General features: G+C 62.0%; 17 protein-coding genes and 1 riboswitch. Of the genes, 11 read left to right on the top strand and 6 right to left on the bottom strand.

The window, feature by feature from the left end; translation table 11 throughout:
* Window positions 1–175 precede the first annotated feature (175 nt).
* Entirely contained in the window at window positions 176–1,117 is a 942-nt protein-coding gene (locus PQR42_RS20210; RefSeq protein ID WP_408383982.1) for an aldo/keto reductase, read from the bottom strand.
* A gap of 267 nt (window positions 1,118–1,384) precedes the next feature.
* Between PQR42_RS20210 and PQR42_RS20205 the strand changes: the two genes are divergently transcribed.
* The 10 genes from PQR42_RS20205 to PQR42_RS20160 all read left to right on the top strand — a co-directional run bounded on the left by PQR42_RS20205 (window position 1,385) and on the right by PQR42_RS20160 (window position 12,084).
* Window positions 1,385–2,530 (top strand): flagellin, encoded by a 1,146-nt coding sequence (locus tag PQR42_RS20205; protein WP_408207138.1) that lies wholly within the window; start codon window positions 1,385–1,387, stop codon window positions 2,528–2,530.
* A 163-nt stretch (window positions 2,531–2,693) separates the two neighbouring features.
* On the top strand, window positions 2,694–4,211 hold the full coding sequence (gene fliD / locus PQR42_RS20200; RefSeq protein WP_408207136.1) for a flagellar filament capping protein FliD: 1,518 nt from the start codon (window positions 2,694–2,696) through the stop codon (window positions 4,209–4,211).
* 3 nt (window positions 4,212–4,214) lie between these two features.
* On the top strand, window positions 4,215–4,529 hold the full coding sequence (fliT, locus tag PQR42_RS20195) for a flagellar protein FliT (protein ID WP_408207134.1): 315 nt from the start codon (window positions 4,215–4,217) through the stop codon (window positions 4,527–4,529).
* Window positions 4,530–4,793: 264 nt separating this feature from the next.
* On the top strand, window positions 4,794–7,181 hold the full coding sequence (locus PQR42_RS20190; protein ID WP_408383980.1) for a tetratricopeptide repeat protein: 2,388 nt from the start codon (window positions 4,794–4,796) through the stop codon (window positions 7,179–7,181).
* Window positions 7,178–8,323, top strand: coding sequence for a dTDP-4-amino-4,6-dideoxy-D-glucose aminotransferase VioA (gene vioA / locus PQR42_RS20185; protein ID WP_408383977.1), 1,146 nt, complete (start codon window positions 7,178–7,180; stop codon window positions 8,321–8,323). Before PQR42_RS20190 ends, vioA begins: the two co-directional genes overlap by 4 nt.
* A gap of 5 nt (window positions 8,324–8,328) precedes the next feature.
* A complete protein-coding gene (locus tag PQR42_RS20180; RefSeq protein WP_408207128.1) occupies window positions 8,329–9,027 on the top strand; it encodes a WbqC family protein in 699 nt (232 codons plus the stop codon).
* The gene (locus PQR42_RS20175) at window positions 9,024–10,001 is read left to right on the top strand and encodes a hypothetical protein (protein ID WP_408383975.1); all 978 of its coding nucleotides are present in this window, start codon (window positions 9,024–9,026) and stop codon (window positions 9,999–10,001) included. The genes PQR42_RS20180 and PQR42_RS20175 overlap by 4 nt, the downstream gene beginning before the upstream one ends.
* Window positions 9,998–10,522 (top strand): GNAT family N-acetyltransferase, encoded by a 525-nt coding sequence (locus tag PQR42_RS20170; protein ID WP_408383973.1) that lies wholly within the window; start codon window positions 9,998–10,000, stop codon window positions 10,520–10,522. Before PQR42_RS20175 ends, PQR42_RS20170 begins: the two co-directional genes overlap by 4 nt.
* A 33-nt stretch (window positions 10,523–10,555) precedes the next feature.
* A complete protein-coding gene (locus tag PQR42_RS20165) occupies window positions 10,556–11,341 on the top strand; it encodes a phytanoyl-CoA dioxygenase family protein (protein WP_408493702.1) in 786 nt (261 codons plus the stop codon).
* 5 nt (window positions 11,342–11,346) lie between these two features.
* Window positions 11,347–12,084, top strand: a complete 738-nt coding sequence (locus PQR42_RS20160) for a class I SAM-dependent methyltransferase (RefSeq protein ID WP_408207120.1) — start codon at window positions 11,347–11,349, stop codon at window positions 12,082–12,084.
* A gap of 167 nt (window positions 12,085–12,251) precedes the next feature.
* Here PQR42_RS20160 and PQR42_RS20155 read toward each other — a convergent pair whose 3' ends face one another.
* The 4 genes from PQR42_RS20155 to PQR42_RS20140 all read right to left on the bottom strand — a co-directional run bounded on the left by PQR42_RS20155 (window position 12,252) and on the right by PQR42_RS20140 (window position 17,077).
* The gene (locus PQR42_RS20155; RefSeq protein ID WP_408207118.1) at window positions 12,252–13,226 is read right to left on the bottom strand and encodes a SphA family protein; all 975 of its coding nucleotides are present in this window, start codon (window positions 13,224–13,226) and stop codon (window positions 12,252–12,254) included.
* A gap of 100 nt (window positions 13,227–13,326) precedes the next feature.
* Entirely contained in the window at window positions 13,327–14,835 is a 1,509-nt protein-coding gene (locus PQR42_RS20150) for a DUF1254 domain-containing protein (RefSeq protein ID WP_408383969.1), read from the bottom strand.
* 7 nt (window positions 14,836–14,842) lie between these two features.
* A complete protein-coding gene (locus PQR42_RS20145) occupies window positions 14,843–16,258 on the bottom strand; it encodes a DUF1254 domain-containing protein (protein WP_408383967.1) in 1,416 nt (471 codons plus the stop codon).
* 24 nt (window positions 16,259–16,282) lie between these two features.
* Window positions 16,283–17,077: a hypothetical protein gene (locus PQR42_RS20140; RefSeq protein WP_408383965.1), complete on the bottom strand. Its 795-nt coding sequence runs from the start codon at window positions 17,075–17,077 to the stop codon at window positions 16,283–16,285.
* 534 nt (window positions 17,078–17,611) lie between these two features.
* Between PQR42_RS20140 and PQR42_RS20135 the strand changes: the two genes are divergently transcribed.
* Window positions 17,612–18,676 (top strand): HAD family hydrolase, encoded by a 1,065-nt coding sequence (locus PQR42_RS20135; protein WP_408383963.1) that lies wholly within the window; start codon window positions 17,612–17,614, stop codon window positions 18,674–18,676.
* Between the two features lie 82 nt (window positions 18,677–18,758).
* On the opposite strand, the gene PQR42_RS20130 is transcribed toward PQR42_RS20135, so the two are convergent.
* On the bottom strand, window positions 18,759–19,769 hold the full coding sequence (locus PQR42_RS20130; RefSeq protein WP_408383961.1) for a sodium:calcium antiporter: 1,011 nt from the start codon (window positions 19,767–19,769) through the stop codon (window positions 18,759–18,761).
* A gap of 93 nt (window positions 19,770–19,862) precedes the next feature.
* A riboswitch (yybP-ykoY riboswitch) is annotated at window positions 19,863–20,038 on the bottom strand.
* Window positions 20,039–20,116: the final 78 nt, after the last annotated feature.

Raw genomic sequence — 20,116 nt, 5'->3', positions numbered from 1 at the left:
GCGGAACGCGGACAGACATCATGCTAAAACCGCGTCTGCTGCTGTTTCGCCAACCTTTCATCAACGAAAAAGCATTGACGAAACAGGCAAAGATCTCAATTCACTCCCGATGATATCAGGAAACTCTCCATCCTACCAGGGGTTTAGGGATTGCGCCAAGTCACCTGCCGCGCGTTCAGGCGCTCGCTTCGTCCAGTTCGCGGACATCGGCGCCCGTCAGCATCAGATGGACGGCCGCCGCGAGGCTTTTGAGCTGCTCGACCGATGTCGCGCTGGCAATAGGGGCCGTAACACTGGGCCGTGCGATCAACCATGCCAGAGCGACGGTGGCCGGCGTGCTGCCATGCGCGTCGGCAACCCGATCTAGCGCGGCGAGAATTCGCAAACCGCGATCATTCAGATACTTTTCGACCCGGCTGCCGCGCGCCTTATTGGCCAGATCCGCCTGCGAGCGGTACTTGCCGGACAGAAAGCCGCTCGCCAGACTGTAGTACACCACCACGCCGAGCTGATTGGCGAGCGCCACCGGTTCGATATCGCGCTCATATTCCGCGCGGTCATACAGGTTGTACTCCGGCTGCAGCAGTTGATATTCGGGCAAGCCCTGCTGGCGGGATACGGCGAGCGCCTCCTCGACCCGCGCGCCGCTGTAGTTCGACGCGCCGATCACCCGCACCTTACCCGCCTCGATCAGCTTCTGATATGCGCCGAGTGTTTCGGCGAGCGGCGTTTCGGTGTCGTCGTCGTGAGAAAAATAGACGTCGATGTAATCGGTTTGCAAGCGCCGCAGCGAATCCTCTACCGCCGCCTGAATGTTGGCCGCCGACAGCCCCTTGCGTTGCGGATGTTTCGAGACCTTGGTGGCGAGCACGATCTTGTCGCGCTTGCCGCTCTGCCGGAACCACTTGCCGATGATGGTTTCCGATTCGCCGCCCTGGTTGCCGGGCACCCACGCGGAATAGACATCGGCGGTATCGATAAAGTCGAGACCGGCATCGACAAACGCATCCAGAATCGAAAACGAGGTGGCTTCATCGGCGGTCCAGCCGAAAACATTGCCGCCGAACATAAGCGGAGCGACCTGTAATTCCGAATGCCCAATCCTGCGCTTTTGCATGATTTCTCCAGGGTTTGTCACAAGAGAAAAGGAGAATACGCCGTCTTGCCAATACCTGCAGCGCGTCTGCCGAGCAAGGCTGCAAGGGGCTTTCAGCGACATTGCAATAAACCCGCATGGAAAACGTTTGGCTTGCCATTGCACAAAGTTCCTCAAGTTTTTTTTAGTGGGGCCGTCAACCTTCACTGAGGCGGCCAGCAATGAACGAGTGCTTCCGCCGATGCCAACGTGGCGTATTGGGCTCAAGGCTTATTTAGGAGATTTTCCATGCTCGGAATCAATAGCAACATCAACTCGCTGGTTGCACAGCAAAACCTTAATGGCTCGCAAAGCGCCCTTTCGCAAGCCATCACCCGTCTGTCGTCGGGCAAGCGCATCAACAGCGCGGCTGACGATGCAGCAGGTCTGGCAATCTCGACCCGTATGCAAACGCAGATCAACGGCCTGAACCAGGGCGTGTCGAATGCGAATGACGGCGTGTCGATGATTCAAACCGCATCGAGCGCACTGTCCTCGCTGACCTCCAGCCTGCAACGTATCCGCCAGCTGGCCGTGCAAGCATCGACCGGTTCGCTGTCGTCGAGCGACCAGGCAGCTCTGCAGAAGGAAGTCTCGGCGCAGATCGCTGAAGTGAACCGTATCGCGTCGCAAACGACGTACAACGGCACGAACATTCTGGACGGCTCGGCAGGCAGCGTGACGTTCCAGGTCGGCGCGAACGTCGGTCAGACGATCAGCCTGGATCTGAGCCAATCGATGTCGGCAGCGAAGATCGGCGGCGGTCTGGTGCAAACGGGTCAAACGGTCGGCACGATCGCGGTCAGCCTGAGCGCGACGGGCGCATACACGAGCACGGGCGCGACGATCACGTCGGTCAACGTTCTGTCGGACGGCAAGGGCGGCTATACCTTCACGGACCAGAACAACACCGCCATCACGTCGGGCGTTGCAAACGCAATCTTCAGCGCAGGCACGGGCGCGGGCTCCGGCACGGCCATCACCAGCCTCGCCATCAGCACGGCAGCTCTGCCGACGACCGGCGCAGCTTCCGGGGCCGCCATCGCCGCCGTCAATCAGATCAACGCGATCAACGCGCCGCCGACGGTTTCGGGCCTCGACATCAGCACGGTCACGGGCGCGAACCAAGCGATGGTCTCGATCGACAATGCACTGCAGACCGTGAATACGCTGCAAGCTGCACTGGGCGCCGCGCAAAACCGCTTCACCGCAATCTCGACGTCGCAGCAAGCTGAATCGACCGACCTGTCGTCGGCACAATCGCAAATCACGGACGCCAACTTCGCGCAAGAAACGGCGAACCTGAGCAAGGCGCAAGTGCTGCAGCAAGCTGGTATCTCGGTGTTGGCGCAAGCTAACTCGAACCCGCAGCAAGTTCTGAAGCTCCTGCAGTAAGAGCTGACGCAGTAACGGCGATGCGCCGCGCGCAAGCGGGGCGCATCGCCGGGTTTCAAGCAACGGGAGGCATGCCTCCCGCTGTGCATTTCCATCACCCAGTGATGTAGCATCGCGCAGCACCTGATACAGATACAGATTCCTAGACGCCCGGAGCCTCTGCATGTCCTCGATCTCAACCTCGTCTTCTACAGCTAGCGCCAACGCCGCGCTGCAGTCGGCTGCTCAATCGATCATCAGCGGCTCGACGGGCAATTCGTCGATGGACGTGTCGACGCTCGTCACGGCACTCGTGAACGCAAAGGTCGCCGGGCAAGCCTCAGCTCTGGCGGCACAACAAACCACCGACAACACCACGCTGTCGGCGTACGGCGCATTGAGCTCAGCGCTCAGCGCACTGCAGTCCGGCATCACGAATCTTGCCAACGGCAACACGCTGGCGACGTTCGCGGCAACCGCAAGCGGCACCGGGCTGACCGCGACAGCCGGCGTCGGCGCCGTGGCCGGCAGCTATTCGATCGCCGTGACCCAGATCGCCAGCTCGCAAGCCCTGTCGTCGGCAGCCTTCGGCGCCACGACGCAACTGGGCACCGGCACGCTGTCGATTTCGATGAACGGCAAGTCGATGGATATCAACGTCGACAGCACCAACAACACGCTCTCGGGCATTGCCTCGGCGATCAACGCAAGCAGCAGCAACCCCGGCGTCACGGCAACGATCGTGACCGGCACGGACGGCGCCCACCTCGTGCTGCGCGCGGCGAACACCGGGGCGGCCAACGTCATCAACGTCTCGACCAGCAACATCACGAGCGACACCGGCCTGTCCAGCCTCGGCGTGACGTCGACCGCCAGCACCACGGGCGGCCAGTCGACCATTGTGTCGGCCAATTCGGGCAGCGCCTGGACGCAGAGCGGTTTCGCACAGGACGCGGAGTACACGATCGGCGGAATCGCGGGCAGCAGCGCCAGCAACGCGGTGACCGGCGCCATTTCAGGCGTGACGATCAACCTGACGGCGGCGGCCGTGGGCACGCCCGCGGGCACCCCGCAGACGCTGACCATTGCGCAGGACACCACCGCGCAGAACACCGCGATCAACAATTTCGTGAGCCTGTACAACACCGTCGTCACGACGATGTCCACGCTCACGTCGTTCAGCTCCGGCTCGACGTCGCAAGGGCCGCTCCTGGGCGACTCCACGCTGCAGACGATCAAGAACACGCTGGCCAATATCATCGGCGGCTCGGTCGGCTCGGGCAGCACCGGCACCACGCTGGCGGCGATCGGCATCACGCTGAAGGACGATCCGGCTGACGGCACGATGGTGGTCGACAACAACGCGCTGAACACCGCGCTGACGAGCAGCCCGGCCACGGTCGCCTCGCTCTTCAACTCGACCAACGGCATTGCCGAGCAGTTGAACGCCAGCATCACCACATTCACGCAGACCGGCGGCATCATCGACACGCGCAACACCGCGCTGAACGCCGACCTGAAGAGCATCACCACGCAACAAACCGCGCTCGCCGACTACACGACACAATTGACGAATCAGTATCAGGCGCAATTCACCGCCCTGAACACGTTGATGGCGACCATGAATAACAATTCGCAATACCTGACCGCGCTGTTCGGCGGCACCAACAGCGCGGGCGCGCTGGCCACGAACAAGAGCTAAGCCATGAACGCGCACAACATGAACCAGACGGAATTGGTCGAACGGGTGCTTTCCATCACGCGGGAAATCGAACAGGCGGCCTCGCTGGCGGACTGGCCGGAAGCCGCCCGCCTGACCGAAACGCGCTCGCCGCTGCTGATGTCGCTCACCGCGGATCAGGAACCGGCCGCGCTGGACATGATCCGCCAGATCCAGGCGATCGACGCGGCGCTGCTCGCGGACGCGGCAGTCACCCAGAACGAACTGCATATCGAGTTCGAAGCGGCGATCGGGCGCACCAAGGCCGCCGGCGAATACCAGCGGATGGCCCGTCTGTAAAAATCACCCGGAGCGGAGGCGCGCAAGACGACATCCGCTCCCAAACAGCCGGTTCAGCCGGCCGACCCAATAATAAGAACTACGTGCCGAAGTGAGGCGCGCTCGTTCCCTCAGCCCGCCTCGTGCGGGCTTTTTTCTTGCCTTCCGGCTTTCCGCCCCCTTCCTCCATACGCTAAACAGGCGGCCTTTTTACCGTCATCTCCGCGCATCGGAAAGACCGGCCTCGTCGCACAATTTCTCCATAGAATATTTTGCGCCGAGACCATGACTCTCCTGTACGAGCAGCCGCCTGCTGAACCCCTGACGCCCGAACAACAACTCGAGCAGGACATTGCGCTCGTGTTGCAGACGGCACTCGACCATCACCACAAGGGCGAATTCGACGACGCCGAAGCACTTTACCGGGCGATCCTCGACGCAAAACCGCAGCACGCGGATGCCCTGTATGACCTGGGTGTGTTGCTCGGTCAAACGGGCCGCCCCAAAAACGCCGTGCCTGTGTTCGAGTTAGCGCTGGGCCAACAGCCGCATAACGGCCAGTATTGGGCGGCATATATCAGTGCGTTGATCGACGCCGGTGAAAGCGCCGCTGCATGGCTTGCACTGGAAATGGGCCAGAAGCAGGGTCTGAAGGGTCCGGCGGTAGACGGCCTGATCGTACGAATGGCCAATCCCGGCAAGGTCATCGCGACGCTGCCTGTGGCAGTGCAGAACTCGCAGGCCGGCGGCAGCGCCGCCGTCGAGACAGATACCGGCGCGGCAAATACAGCGGCGGAAACCGGCAAATCCACGATCTCGGCCGGACGGCGCGTGAGCCAACAGGAAACGACGCGATTCACGTCGCTGTACAACAAAGGCCAAATCGCCGACGCCGTCAAACTGGCACAAACGTTCACCCAGCGGTTTCCCGCCGACGGTAACGCGTGGCGCTGGTTCGGCATTGCACTGCATCGTCTAGGCCGGTACGACGACGCGCTCATTCCCTTGCGCAAAGCTGCCGAACTGCTGCCGGAGGAACTGGAAAGCCGCACTGTGCTCGCGGATACGCTGCGCCTGAAAGGCCTGCACAAGGATGCCGAAGAAGTCTGCCGCGCGATCATCGCGATCAATCCGGCGTACGCCGAAGCGCAACGGATCTACGGCATGTCGCTGGTTCACCAGGGACGCGTGGCCGAGGGTCTGGCAGCCGCGCGGCGCGCGATCGAACTGGCGCCGGACAGGTCCGGCATGCACAACACGCTGGGCGTACTGCTGCTCGATCTGGGCATGGTGGGCGAGGCTGAAGAAAGCTTTCGCGTCGCACTGGAGAAGGACCCGAAAGATGCGATCGCGGCGGACAACTATCTGTTTTCGCTCACTCACAATCCCGCGGTCAAGCAGGACACGCTGTTCGCCGAACACGTCAAGTTCGCTCAACAGCACGAAGCGCCGGTGCGCGCGCAATGGCCGCGTCATGTGAACAAGCGCACGCCGAACCGCAAGCTGAAAATCGGCCTCGTTTCCGGCGACTTGTTCCGTCACGCGGTTGCCTCCTATCTGCTGCCGATCATGGAGCGCCTCGCCACCGATCCCGATGTCTCGCTGCATGTGTACAACAACCACATCGCGGTAGACGACTACACCCATCTGCTGCGCAAATGTGCCCATGAGTGGAATCAGGTCACCGGCATGCCGGACGCGCAGTTGGCGAACCGGATCCGCGACGACAGAATCGACATTCTGTTCGATCTGTCCGGCCATACGGGCCGCAATCGCCTTCTCACGTTCGTGCGCAAGCCCGCGCCGATCCAGGTCAGTTGGCTCGGCTATCCTGCCACGACCGGGCTAAGTGCGATGGACTATTACCTCGTGGACCGGTTCGGCGTGCCGTTCGGCCCGGCGGAGCAAATGTTCTCCGAAAAGATCGTGCATTTGCCGGCGAACGCGCCCTTCCTGCCGGAAGAAAGCGCGCCGCCGGTCAACATCCTGCCGGCCATGCACAACGGCTATGTGACGTTCGGCAGCTTCAACCGCCTCAACAAGTTGCGTCCCGACGTGATCGCTCTCTGGGCGGAATTGCTGCACGCACAACCGTCGTCGCGAATGTTGCTGGGCGCGATTGCAACCGACGAGGATGAACAGCTTCTGATCGACTGGTTTGCCAACGCAGGCATCTCGCGCGAGCGCCTGATGTTCCGCCGCCGTTCGAGTATTCCGGTCTACCTGCAACAGCATTTTCACGTCGACATCTGCCTCGATACGTTCCCGTACACGGGCTCGACCACCGTGCTGAACTCATTGTGGATGGGCGTGCCGACCTTGACGATTGCAGGCGACACGTTGCCCAGCCGCGCCGGCACCACCTGGATGTCGCATGTCGGGCTGGAACAGTTTCTCGCCACAGACAAGGCGGATTTCGTCGCCAAGGGCGTCGCGCTGTCCTCCGATATCGCCACGCTCGCCGCGCTGCGCACGGGCTTGCGCGAACGCTGCATGGCGTCGGCGGCATTCCGGCCTGAAGTGGTCGCTGCAGGTTTGTCGCGCGCGTTGAGAATCATGTGGCAACGCTGGTGCGACGATCAGCCGCCCGTCGCATTCGAAGTCACGGCGGAAGAAGCCATTGCCGCCACGGACGACACCACCGCGCCGTCCAAATCAGGGGAAAACAAATGAACGCTGCCTTACCGCTTGGGGCCATCGCGCCGCAGATCGACGAGCGCATTTACGTTACCCAGCCGCACCTCCCGCCGCTCGAAGAATTCATTCCCTATCTTCAACAGATCTGGGACAGCAAGATCCTGACCAATGCCGGTCCGTTCCACCAACAGTTCGAAGCGGCGCTGTGCAAGTACCTCGGCGTCAAGCATCTTGCGCTGTTCACCAACGGCACGCTGGCGCTGCTCACCGCGCTGCAGGCGCTGCGCGTGACCGGCGAAGTGATCACGACGCCCTATTCGTTCGTTGCAACCGCGCACTCGCTGGTCTGGAACGGCATCAAGCCGGTATTCGCCGACGTCGATCCGCACACGCTGAATCTCGACCCTGCCAAGATCGAGGCAGCGATCACGCCGCAGACCACCGCGATCATGCCGGTGCATTGCTACGGCAAGCCGTGCGACGTCGAAGCGATCCAGAAGATCGCCGACAACTACAATCTGAAGGTGATCTACGACGCGGCCCATGCTTTCGGCGTGCAGACCGAAACGGGCAGCGTGCTCGAGCACGGCGACCTCGCCGTGCTGAGCTTCCACGCGACCAAGGTCTTCAACACGTTCGAAGGCGGCGCGATCATCTGTCAGGACGCCAAGACAAAGCAGCGCATTGACCATCTGAAGAACTTCGGTTTCGTCGATGAAGTGACCGTGGTTGCGTCCGGCATCAACGGCAAGATGAGCGAGATCAACGCGGCATTCGGGTTGCTTCAGTTGCAGCACATCGATGAAGCGCTGGCACGGCGCGCGCGGATCGACGCGATCTATCGCGAACGGCTGCGCGACGTGCGCGGTATCAGCTGCGTGCCGAAAGCGGGTGAGAAAGTGGCGAACCACTCGTACTTTCCGATTCTCGTCGGCCCGGACTACCCGATCAGCCGCGACGCGTTGTATCAGAAGTTCCGCGACGAGAACATTTACGCGCGCCGCTATTTCTATCCGCTGATCTCGGACTTCCCGATCTATCGCGGCCTGCCTTCCGCGCGCCCCGAAAACCTGGCGGTCGCCCACGCCGCTTCGCAACAGATACTGTGCCTGCCGATTTTCCCGGCACTGACGGACGATATGCTCGATCGCATCGTCGGGATCATCGCGGGTAGCTGAACGTCATGAAGCTCGCGATCATGCAGCCCTACCTGTTTCCGTACATCGGATATTTCCAACTGGCGGCGGCAGTCGACAAGTTCGTCTTTTACGACGACGTGAACTTCATCAAGAATGGCTGGATCAACCGTAACCGGATGTTGCTGGGCGATCAGGTGCGTTATCTCACCGTGCCGCTCAGCGGCGCGAGTCCATCGTTGAAAATCAACGAGGTACTGGTCGAACCGCGCGAGCGCTGGCTACGCAAGCTGCTCGAATCGATTCGACACGCGTATGCCAAAGCGCCTCACTACCCGCAGGTCAGCGCACTGATCGGGCGGATTCTGGCCGAGCCTCTCGCATCTGTTTCGCTGCTCGCGTCGCACACTGTCATGGAAATTTGCAGGTACCTCGAGATCGATACCGAGTTCGTCCCGTCTTCGACGAAGTACGGCAATGCGCAACTCAAGGGCACCGAGCGGGTCATCGACATCTGCGCGAGAGAGCAGGCGAGCACCTATGTGAATCTGCCGGGTGGCCGCACGCTTTACGATAGCGCGGCATTCTCGGCGCGCGGCGTGGAGCTCGCCTTCATCGAACCGAACCTGTGTCCCTATGCGCAGTTCGACGACGCTTTTCACCCCGCCTTATCGATTCTCGACGTCCTGATGTTCAATAGTAAAAACAGCGTCAGAGATATGCTGTCCGTCGAGGTGAACGCATGATCCCGCGCGAGCCGCGCGCAATCGGCGGATATTTCGAACTCGAACTGCCGCCGGCCGGAGCGGCGCTTCACGACGACGCGCTGCGTTTTCAGTCGTCGCGCGCGGCGTTTCTTGCGCTGCTTCGGGCGATGCGACCGACTGCCGTCTGGGTGCCCTGGTACATTTGCGACGCGATGATCGAGCCTCTGCGCATGACCGGCACGCCGGTCAAACGCTATCGGCTCGACGCCGAATTGCGCGTGCAGTCTGTCGATATCGCGCACGGTGAGTGGCTCGTTTACGTCAACTATTTCGGCTTGTGCGCTCAACAGGTCGACGACGTGCTCAGCCGGTTCCCACGCGAGCGCGTCGTGATCGACAATGCGCAGGCGTTGTTCGCGCAGTCCGCCGATTGCCTCGCCACGCTGTACTCGCCGCGCAAATTCCTTGGCGTGCCGGATGGCGGGTACCTCGTCACACAGCAGCCGATCCCGATGCCGGAAGCGACCGACGATGCCTCGTTGCTGCGCTGCGGGCATCTGCTGACCCGGCTCGCGAAAGACGCGGAAGCAGGTTACGCCGACTACGCCGCGGCCGAAGAAAGCCTGAAACACCAGGAGCCGTTGCGCATGTCGGCACTGACTGAACGGCTGCTCGCCGGCGTCGACTATGAAAGCGTCCGCGCACGGCGAGCCGAGAATTTCGCTTTCCTGCACGAGAAATTGCAGCGCTATAACCGCTTCACGTTTCGTTGCGACGAAGACGCGGTGCCGCTCTGCTACCCGTTTCTCGGCGCGCCGCCTGGCGTGCGCGAGGCCCTTCGAGCGCAACGCATCTATACGCCCACTTACTGGCCGGATGTTGCAGCCGCTGAAGGCGCGCCGGACTTCGAACGCAGTCTTCCCGACTCGACTTTGTGTCTTCCGTGCGATCAGCGGCTGACGCGCAGCGATCTGACGCCGATGGTGCAACACTTACTGGACCGACTCGCATGAGCGACAACACGATATTCCTGCGCGAGATCGAACGAAGCGACCTGCCGACCATCAACACATGGCGCGCCGACAAGGCGCTGGTCGGCCTGCTGGGTGGCGCCTTCCGGTATGTGGGCGCCGAGATCGACAGTAAATGGTTCGATAGCTATCTCGGCTCCCGGGCAAATAACGTGCGTCTCGCCGTGTGTCTCGCGTCTACCCAGGAAGTGGTCGGCGTGACGTATCTGCTGGGCATCGACTGGGTGAACCGCTGTGCGGAGTTTTCGATTCAGATCGGCGCCGAGACGGCTCGCGGCCGGGGCATCGGCGAGGCCGCCACGCGCCAGACGCTCGAACACGCATTCGGCGACCTCAACCTCAACCGTATTTCGCTGACCGTGCTCGCGTCCAATGCGCGCGCTATCGCACTCTACGAGAAGGTGGGCTTTCGCGCCGAAGGTCTTTTACGCCAGGCCGCCTTCAAAGGCGGCCGCTATCTCGACGTCATGCCAATGGCCATCCTGGCTGCCGATCGACACTGAGCCTTTTACTTTTGCCGTTGCCTCGCTCCACTCATGAACATGATTGACACTCAACACCACAGCGCGCTCGCCACGGCGGGCTGGACGGTGCTTCCCGGACTGATTCGCAGCGAATTGCTCGATTCGCTGGTGAAGGCGCTCGGTCCTTCGCTCGCGTTGCGCGACCAGATCAGGCGACGCAACGGCGTGCTGGAAAACAGCGCCGGCACCTTGCATCATCTGCTGATGGATGACCCGAGCTACGTCGAATTGCTGGCGGAACTCTCAGCGCTGGAGCCGCTTTTCAAAGGATACTTTGAAGGCAACTTCGTTCTGAATTCATACGGCGGCGTGATCAACGAGCGCGACTCGCGCTCTTACGTGCAGAACGTGCATCGCGATATCCGCTTCGGCTCCGACTCGCGGCGCTTCATGGTGAACGCATTGGTGATGCTCGACGATTTCACGCTGGCCAATGGCGCGACGCATATTCTTTCGCACTCGCAAAACCTCCAGCAGCAGCCCACCGACGAACATTTCTACGCGCAGGCGGCGCGCGCGACCGGCGTGCGCGGTTCGGTTCTGCTGTTCGATTCACGCATGTGGCACGCCACCGGCCGCAACACCACCGATGCGCCGCGCCGCGCGCTGACACTGACGTTCACCAGCCCCTTCTTCAAGCCGCAGCTCGACTACGCGCGGCTGTTCGGATACCGCAATCTCGACCGCTGCAACGCATGGATGCGCCAGGTGCTCGGCTTCAACGCCCGGGTGCCGGAGTCGCTCGATGAGTTTTACGTGCCGGTGGAGCAGCGGTTCTATCAACGCGGACAGGATTGACGACCATGAACAGAGACTACGACGCGGAAGCAAAAGATCATCCCGAACATCGCTACGCTTATGACTTCGATTATCTGATGCATGAATACATGCTTCGGACATTCGCACCGTTCGTCGTCGGCGGCAATGCGCTCGAACTGGGATGCTTCGAAGGTAACTTCACGCGACTCCTGACGCAGCGTTTCGATTCACTGGAAGTGGTCGAGGCATCGGCGGAATGCATTTCCATTGCGTCGGACAAGACGAAAGGCGCCGTCAAATTCCATCACTCGACGTTCGAGACTTTCGAACCCGCGCGACGCTACGACAACATCTTCCTGATCCATACGCTCGAACACCTCGATCGTCCGGTCGAAGTGCTGAGCCGGATCCGTGGCTGGCTATCGGAAGGTGGCCGCCTGTTCGTGGCTGCGCCGAATGCGCGCGCCGGATCCCGGCAAATCGCGGTGAATATGGGACTGATCGACCATCACGCGGCGGTAACGGCGGCGGAAGCCGCGCACGGTCATCGCGTGACGTATTCGATCGATACGCTGCGAGCCGATCTGCGTGCGGCAAAGCTTCGCCCGGTCACCGAAGGCGGGGTCTTTTTCAAGGGTCTCGCCAACTTCCAGATCGATGCGGCATTGCAGGCCGGCATCATTTCCAGCGAGTATCTGGATGGCTGTTTTGAGCTGGGGCGTGTCTATCCCGACTTGTGCTCCAGCGTGTACGTGATCTGCGAGCGCGGCACAGGCGGCTGATGGATTTCGGTTTGGCTGCGAAGGGTATCCCATGGATATCCTTCGCATCCCACGTTGCCGTTGTTCCACGCGACGGCGCGCCCGATGTCCCTGTTGCCCGCAATGCCGCGCGAGCCCGCCTCATGCTCGCCTGGAAGTGAGCGCCTCACGCCTCGCAAGCGGCAGCGCTACTGAAAGGTCGCGTTGACCGACAATTGCACCGCGTTACCCTTCGGCCGGTTGCTGGTGTTGAATTCGTTGACCCAGCGCAGCGCAGCCGAAATGGGCGTTTTCTGCACCTTGCCCGACCACGTGATCATCGGCCCGAGGCCCACGGAATGGCCCTGACTGCCGCCGACGATGTCCGCAATGCCGCCGCTGTCATGACCGATCTGCTGGATGTAGCCGCCCACCACGCCGACGCCCCAGCCGTTGCTGAAGCGCTTGAGCGCGAGCAGATCGAGCACGCTGACCGGCGCGTTGTGATAGTGGGTGTCGTTATTGGGCGTGTAGAACTCGAGGCCGTAATTCAACGACAGTTCGATGTTCTCCTTCGGCAGCAATTTTGTGTAGGCGACAGTCGGCGTGAAGGTCCACGTGTTCTGTCCGGCATTGGCTAGCCGATTTGAGTTGTACGCGCCAGTCGGTGCATAGATCTGCACGCTCAACGCTACATGGTCGGTCTTGGTCAGGTGATAGCCGGCAATGACCGGCGTAAAAAAGAAATCGGCGAACTGGGTACCGTGATCGTCCGGCAAGCGACCATGAAACGACGAGATGTTGGTGTACTGAACCGGCACCCCGAACGACGACGCAAAGTTCCAGCCGCCCACCGTGATGCCCCACGTCTTGACCGCGGCGAGGATGGTGTATTCGGCCGTCGCATTGACGCCGGCCGTGACCTGTCCGGCGATCGGAATCGACTTGCTCGCGCCCAGCGAACCTTCGTAATAGATCGTGGCGGCTGACACGATCCAGTCGCTGGTAGGCGGCACGATGCCGCCGTACGGCGTCACCTGCTGGCCGGTGATCGGACGGCCTATGCCGCCTTCCGTCGCCCACGCCGTTTGGGAGAAACTCACGCCGACGGTGGTCAGAAGCGCCCCCTTGCACAATCTGGCAACGAGCCGCCTGGCTGCGAAGAAACAGTTAGGTTGACTCATAATCGTCCTCATCGAATGGAAGTTCGGCATTCTCACTCCTCCAGAACCGCATCTGGGCGGGCTGCGTCGGCAAGCCGCACTGCACGCGTGCGCGCAGGCGTCAGGCTTCGCGCACGATCGGCGGCGGCGTCCAGTTGCCATCCAGCAGCGCTTGCTGCGGCCAGTAGGCGCGTAAGTAAAGGGAGAACACCTCGTTGGCCGGCGCCGGCAGCCAATTGGCGAACTTGTCGTCGCTGGGTCTCGCGTGTTGCACGTGGAGCGTGAGCGAGCCGTCTGCGTCGAACTTCAGGTCTTTGTTCCTGGTGCCAAGTGTGTAGCGGTTTTGCGGGTTGGGTGAAAGAAAGTGGTGCGAGTCATATAACGTCAGCGACCAGAAGCCTTTGACAGGCGGCAACCGGTCTTTATGAAAGGTCACAGTGTAGCGCCCGCTGCCATCAAGACATTGGCCAGATGCATCGGCATCCGAATAAAAACACTTTATCTCGTTGGCCTTGTTGACAAAGATATGCGACGCCGCTATTGCCGTTCGCGAGTAGTAGTCCGTACCGAAGGCTGCACCGTTGCTGAAGGTGTTCCAGTTTTCCGGAAGCCGCTTGCCGAACAGATTGAAATTGGAGAGCGGTGCGATCAGATCCGCTTCGGCCCTCGCCGCTTCGTCGATGACGGCGCTCCTGAGTGCCTCGTCGCGGCGCGCGGCGGCGATCAGCGCGCGCGCCTGCGCATAGAACGCCTCTTCGCCATGATGCGGCGGCGCTTCGTCGAGCACGGCGGGCAGTATGTCCCAGAAGCGGTTCGGATCGACCCATTTGATCGCTTCCGCGCTTGCGTGCGTCGCACTGCGGGCCGCGCCGAATCCGGGCAATGCCGACCAGTCCGTTTCCTTGAACTCGCCGTCGTAGTCCGCGAGCGGATACACGCCGATTTTGCTAATCAGCGACTGCACCACCAAGCGATCTTCCGGCGTGTCGTCCATGAACACGCGCGGAATCAGCATGCCTATCGCGGTGGGCGAGCGGAACATCTGGCGGATGCCCTTCGGCGCCGGGCCGTGCCAGTCCGGCCCGGCCAACAAATAAAACCCCGGCCGCGTGCCGTACATCCTGCCGAGGCTCGCGAAGCTGTCGGTGCGCAGATCGACGGCCTGATAGACCCAGAAGCGTCTGCCGAAATCCGGTACCTGAACGATCGCCGGCGTGGTGCGCAGATCGAGCATCGCGTAACCGTCGATCACATCGCGATTCGGGCAGGCAACGCGCCGCGTTTGCGGTTGAACATAATCGCGCAGCATCGCGAGGCGGTTGGGCGGAGCGACCGGTACGACGCCGCCGTTCAGCCCCGGCCGCGGCACCTGCTGCATCGCCAGCAAACGACGGTAGACATTCACCAGCGGCCACGCCCAGAAATAGGTCTGGCGCGCCACCAGGCGCGCGTATTCCTCGGACATCGTATCGGCCGCCACCGGACCGGGTACAGACGCCGCGCCGGCCGTCGCGGCAGACCACGGACGCGGCTGCGTCTTCGCAAGGATCGGCGCGGCGACCGACGCCAGCACGGCCGCCGTCACCCAAGTCGCCGCCTTCCTGTGCATGTCGATGTCCGGGTCGTCCATGCGTGCCTCAGCGCTTCCGCGGTGTCGGAAACGTCCAGCTGCCGTCGAGCACGGTCTGGTCCGGCCCGTAGATTCGCGTAATCAGATCGTACGCGCCGGTCGGAGCAGGCAGCCAGTTCGGCATCTGCGCGGCGCCCGGCGGCGTGTTCTGCACGTAGATATCCAGCGAGCCGTCCGCACCGTATTTCAAACCCTGGGTGCGATCGCCGATCGAATAACGGTGAATCGGATTCGCCACCAGGTGACGCGCCGGCAAGTCGTAAAGCGTCATCGACCAGAAGAACTTTGCCGGCGGCAGGTCCTTTTTGTCGAAGTGCAGGACGTAGGGCTGCGAACCGACCAACTGCTGATGCTCGGCATTCACGTGTGTACCGACGTATACGGCTTCCTCCTTCGTATTGCCGTAGATGCCCATCGCCGCGGCGACGGCGCGCGTCGTGTAGTCGTCTTTCAGGTCGGCGCGGCTGCCGAACAGGTTGAAGGAACTGGTGGTGCGCTTTTCCGCGTCGGCCAATGCGGTTTTGCCGTCGGCGACGCCCGCTTCGAGCGCCGCGCGAGTCTCGGCTGGTAAAGCGGCTGGGTCGAACGGTGCGCCCGGCGCAATGCCGATCTTCGCAAAACGCGCCATCAATTCACGCTCAGACGGCGCGGGCGGCTGCGTGAACTGCAGAAGGAAGTTCAGGTAGCCAATGAAGTCGACCGAGGTCGCTTTGGCTTCGTCCCATTTCGGGAAGGTCAGTTTCGGAGCAGGCGGCGGCGCGCCCGTGTGTTCGAAGGCGGACAACGGCGTGAGCCTGTACTGCTTCTGAATCGCCTGCACGTTCTTGACGTCGCTCGCGCCGTTAAGCGCCGTGCGGCCGAGCGTCAGAATCAGATCGGTCTCCGAGCGGAACACCTTGTCGATGCCTTTTGGCGTGTCGCCGTGCCAGTTTGGCCCGGCGAACAGATAGTGGCCCGCGTCATTGCCCGTAGTGCGCGAACCGACGTACGCGAAGTTATAGGTGAACAGGTCGATCCACTGAAACACGTAGTAGCGCTCTTTCGGCACTGCCGGCACCGTCAGCACCCACGGTTCACGGCGCAGATCGAGCCATGCCCACGAATATGGCGTGTCGTTGTTCGGCGTGACGATTTCCTTGTTCTCGGGGCCGTACGGCCGCGAGTAGTTGCGGAATTTGCCGAAGCCGCCCACGTACGACTTCGACGTGGGATCGATCGCCTGCTGATAGAGCGTCTTGTAGTTGAACAGCATGGGATAGGCGTACAGGAAGGCATCGCGTGCGATGCCGCGCGCTTCGTCCGGCGAGGCGGTCACGGCGGCGGCCGGCGCGCTCGTCTGCGCCATCGCAGGCACGTACGGCAGCACAGCCAGCGTCAATCCGACGACGCATGCCTGGATTCCCAGGCGCTTTGAAAACGTCATTTCGAGGCTCCCTCGAGTTCTCGTCTATTTGCCGAAGGTCATGTTCAAGCCAGCGAAAATCGTGAATTGCGGCACGCCCGCGCCGGAATGCGCGACCGAGTATTGCGGCTCGATGAATGCGTTATAGATCGTCGAACCGCCCTTCCATGCCTTGCCCGCGCCGAGGCCGACGGGGATGTAGTAGCTGCCGTGCTGCAGATCGAACGTCCACGTGCCGGTCGAGCGGATGTACCAGCCGCCGGGCAGGTTGAAGATGCCGAAGGGCTGCGCGGTCAGCGATTGCGTCGTGGGCCGGCTGCTCTGTCCGGCGAACGAGTGCTGCCACTGCACGAGGCCGCCGATCAGCCGCGCCCGGGTGGCGCTCACGGCGACAGCGGCAAGACCCGCCTGCCACTTGCCGGTGCCGAGGCTAGGGTCGGTCGCGGTCGGCATGGTGACGAGCGGCCCCACGCCGAGCTGCACACTGCCTTCCGAAAGCAGAAAGATGTCGAACAGATTGAGGTCGCCGAGACCGGTGTTGTAGCCGCCGCTCGGATCGGGCCGCGTGCTGAGCGGCACGGTGCCGCGGAAGATCTGCGGCACGCCGATCAGGCTGTTCGGGCCGACCGGCACGGTGGGGCGAAGCAGCAGGTCGTTGGTGTGCGCACTCGCGCCGAACACGCTCGGCGTGTAGTAATTCTGGATGTTGAATGAAGCGGCGAGATTGAGCGGGTTATTGCTTTTATTGGCGTCGTCGGCGGATGCCTGAGCAAAGACCGGCGACGACACGAACGCGGCGGCGCATAACGCTCCCGCCCCAAACGCGCAGCTGTAACCCATTATCGAGCCTCGTTTTATGGGCATTTCTTATCAGCGAGCGCCTCCCTTTGCCTGACGCAAAATCATTTCACAGGAATGGCGTTCGGGTGACCGATTTAAGTCCAATTCATTTCGCGCGTGTTTGCGCATCCGGGCAGCCACGCGCAGCCGGTCGCTAAGTCGCGCAAATGAAGCGCGTTATGTCACTTGAACAATCTGGAAAGGCGGCGCAGCTGGATACAGGACTTGCATGAGCGCTCCTTGAAACGAGAAACGCCGCATCAATCGAAGCATGCGGAAAGGAGAAGATTCACCACGCTGGCATCGTTAGGAATACTAGCAACGATTCTAAGAATTACAGAGATAATTTTGTAACACGGCCGAAAGCCAGTCCTATCTCGTCCGACTTCCCCGCTTATTCAATTGGCATTTTGTTGTGCCGGGGCAGGTTCACCCGTCATGTCGAAAAAACCCCACAAGGGCTGCAATAACCGCCTTCGCCCATTAGACTGGCGCTCGCTTGAAGTTCGACCCACCGCTTTCGATGAGGATTTCATGATTCGCACGTTGCACCGGTACTGCATTGCCTTCACCGTTGTCTTTCTTTCCGCTTGCTCCGTGACGCCGCGCCAGGATGGGGTGTCGCAGGCCGGCGCATCGACGGCCGCCGCGCTGGCGTCATGGAACGACACGAAGACTAAACGCTCGATCGTCGACTTCGTCACGCTGGTGACGACGCCCGAATCCAAGGACTTCATCCCGCGTGCCGACCGGATCGCCGTGTTCGACAACGACGGCACTCTGTGGCCGGAGCAACCCGCCTCGGTGCAACTGGTGTTCGCGCTGCAACGTGTGAAGACGGTGGCCGGCCGGCATCCGGAATGGAAGCGCCAGGAGCCGTTCCGCTCGATCCTCAAAGGCAACCTCAGGAATGTGGCGGCAAGCGGCGACGCCGGATCGATGCGGGTGTTGGCGGCGGCCCACGCCGGCATGACGGGCGATCAGTTCGCCGCACTCGTGCACGAATGGTTCGATTCCGCGAGCGACCCGCGCTTCAACCGGCCTTACGCCGATCTCGCGTATCAGCCCATGCTCGAGTTGCTCGCCTATCTGCGCGCGAACGGCTTCAAGACCTATATGGTGACGGGCGGCGACGTCGAGTTCGTCCGCGACGTGGCTCAGCGGATGTACGGCATTCCGCCTGAGCAGGTGATCGGGAGCACCGTCAAGTATCGGTACGGCCAGAGCAACGGCGCGGTTTCGCTGACGCGTCTCGCGCAGATCGACACGTTGCTCGACGGCTCGGCCAAGCCGCTTGCCATTGATCGCGTGATCGGCCGGCGTCCGGTGATCGCGTTTGGTAACGCGGACGGCGACGCGCCAATGCTCGAATGGACCTCGGCAGGCGACGGCCCGCGCCTCGCCGCGCTCGTGCATCACACGGACGCGGAACGCGAATACGCGTACGACCGAGCGGCGAAGAGCGGCAGGCTCGATAAAGGTCTGGACGAGGCGGGCGCGAAAGGCTGGCTTGTCGTCGATATGAAAGAGGATTGGAAGACCGTGTTCAAAGCGGAAGGCGCGACGACGGCGGCGGCGGCGACACCTGCGAGGAACTGAGCCTGAACCGCAGAAGGCCGCTGGCGAGCGGCCTTCTGCGGTTGTCGGAGTTTTCGCGCGATAACTGGCTTTAGCGCCTCGTCTAGCGACTCAGCGTAATCGCCAGATACGCGGCATACAGCACGCCGCAAACCAGCAACGCCCACACCGGCACGCCGCGCTCACGCACGTTGACCCGCAGCCACGCCGCGGCGGCGAGCGTGATCACGATGCCGGTCACCACTTCAATACGCGGCACCCACGGTGTCAGCAAAATACCGATCGCGGGCAGCAAGGTGCCCTGGAACACCATCGCGCCGGTGATGTTGCCGAACGCCAACGTGTCCTTGCCGCGGCGAATCCACAGAATGCTGTTGACCTTCTCGGGCAACTCGGTGGCGATCGGAATGATCAGCAGCGAGAGCAGCAGCGGCGACACGCCGAGCGCCTGCGACACCCCGCGCACACCATGGATGAAGCCTTCCGCGCCCCACACCAGCAACGCGACGGCGAGCGCCAGTTGCACCACGATGGTCGCGAGGTTGGTCGGCACGCCGAGGCGCGAGATCAGCATCTTGCCCGGCGCTTCGGTGCCGTGGCCGGCATCGACCAGGTCATTCGATGCGCGGAAGGTCATCACCACATAGGTGGCGTACACGCCGACCAGCGCCACGCTGAAGAGCGCGCGCACGATCATCTGCTCATGCGGCACGTACATCGCGGCGGCGGCCAGCACGAACGCGCAGAGGAAATAGTTGAGGTCGCGCGTGAAACCCGTCCGTTCCGGCGCGACCCAGCCGCGCGCGCCGCGCGAACCGAGAATCGCGAGCGTCATGAGGAAAGTGGAAAGGGTGGAGAGCATCAGCGGCGCGCCGAGAATCGCGCCGACGCCGATCTCCTGATTGACCGCGCTATCCGTCGTGCCACCGGCGATCGCGAGCAGCGGCACGAGTGTCTCGGGCAACGCGGTGCCGACGGCGGCGAAGAGCGAACCCGTCACGCCTTCGGAAATCTTGAGGCGTTCGCCCAGATGCTCGAGCGCATTGGTGAAGAGCTCGGCCGCCACCAGAATGACGACCAGCATGATGGCAAGTTCGAACAGGAGACCGGTCATGCGCGGCGCTCCGCATACACACAGACGCGGTGCGGCGGACGGACAACAGGGGAGACTGGCTGGGTACGACGATGTTTCACAGGGCAACTCCGCGGTCGGACGTAGATGACAAACCAATGACGCACCGCCGCCCGTCCGACCAGAACGAGGCAGTGCGTCAATGGTCTCGCCAAACCGACCCGGTCGAACGCGCCATGACCCGCAGGCCAAGTATGTTGACGCGCTCTCCTTCAATGGATGAAGGAAGGCTACTCCCCAGTGACCGGGGGATTCTAACGGCAGGGGGCGCTTTCAACAACCTTGTTGCGGGGACGGCGGTTGTTCAAGCTCAATAGGTTAGCTACGCA

Source organism: Paraburkholderia sediminicola (genome assembly GCF_046027355.1).
GTDB lineage: Bacteria > Pseudomonadota > Gammaproteobacteria > Burkholderiales > Burkholderiaceae > Paraburkholderia > Paraburkholderia sediminicola_B.
The sequence above is the reverse complement of the archived record's forward strand: the minus strand, read 5'-3'. Positions and strand labels throughout refer to the sequence as shown.

Excerpts from the sequence above, each read along its gene's own strand:
- PQR42_RS20210 (WP_408383982.1), bottom strand. The coding sequence starts at position 1,117 with ATGCAAAAGCGCAGGATTGGGCATTCGGAATTACAGGTCGCTCCGCTT.
- PQR42_RS20205 (WP_408207138.1), top strand. The coding sequence starts at position 1,385 with ATGCTCGGAATCAATAGCAACATCAACTCGCTGGTTGCACAGCAAAAC.
- fliD (WP_408207136.1), top strand. The coding sequence starts at position 2,694 with ATGTCCTCGATCTCAACCTCGTCTTCTACAGCTAGCGCCAACGCCGCG.
- fliT (WP_408207134.1), top strand. The coding sequence starts at position 4,215 with ATGAACGCGCACAACATGAACCAGACGGAATTGGTCGAACGGGTGCTT.
- PQR42_RS20190 (WP_408383980.1), top strand. The coding sequence starts at position 4,794 with ATGACTCTCCTGTACGAGCAGCCGCCTGCTGAACCCCTGACGCCCGAA.
- vioA (WP_408383977.1), top strand. The coding sequence starts at position 7,178 with ATGAACGCTGCCTTACCGCTTGGGGCCATCGCGCCGCAGATCGACGAG.
- PQR42_RS20180 (WP_408207128.1), top strand. The coding sequence starts at position 8,329 with ATGAAGCTCGCGATCATGCAGCCCTACCTGTTTCCGTACATCGGATAT.
- PQR42_RS20175 (WP_408383975.1), top strand. The coding sequence starts at position 9,024 with ATGATCCCGCGCGAGCCGCGCGCAATCGGCGGATATTTCGAACTCGAA.
- PQR42_RS20170 (WP_408383973.1), top strand. The coding sequence starts at position 9,998 with ATGAGCGACAACACGATATTCCTGCGCGAGATCGAACGAAGCGACCTG.
- PQR42_RS20165 (WP_408493702.1), top strand. The coding sequence starts at position 10,556 with ATGAACATGATTGACACTCAACACCACAGCGCGCTCGCCACGGCGGGC.
- PQR42_RS20160 (WP_408207120.1), top strand. The coding sequence starts at position 11,347 with ATGAACAGAGACTACGACGCGGAAGCAAAAGATCATCCCGAACATCGC.
- PQR42_RS20155 (WP_408207118.1), bottom strand. The coding sequence starts at position 13,226 with ATGAGTCAACCTAACTGTTTCTTCGCAGCCAGGCGGCTCGTTGCCAGA.
- PQR42_RS20150 (WP_408383969.1), bottom strand. The coding sequence starts at position 14,835 with ATGGACGACCCGGACATCGACATGCACAGGAAGGCGGCGACTTGGGTG.
- PQR42_RS20145 (WP_408383967.1), bottom strand. The coding sequence starts at position 16,258 with ATGACGTTTTCAAAGCGCCTGGGAATCCAGGCATGCGTCGTCGGATTG.
- PQR42_RS20140 (WP_408383965.1), bottom strand. The coding sequence starts at position 17,077 with ATGGGTTACAGCTGCGCGTTTGGGGCGGGAGCGTTATGCGCCGCCGCG.
- PQR42_RS20135 (WP_408383963.1), top strand. The coding sequence starts at position 17,612 with ATGATTCGCACGTTGCACCGGTACTGCATTGCCTTCACCGTTGTCTTT.
- PQR42_RS20130 (WP_408383961.1), bottom strand. The coding sequence starts at position 19,769 with ATGACCGGTCTCCTGTTCGAACTTGCCATCATGCTGGTCGTCATTCTG.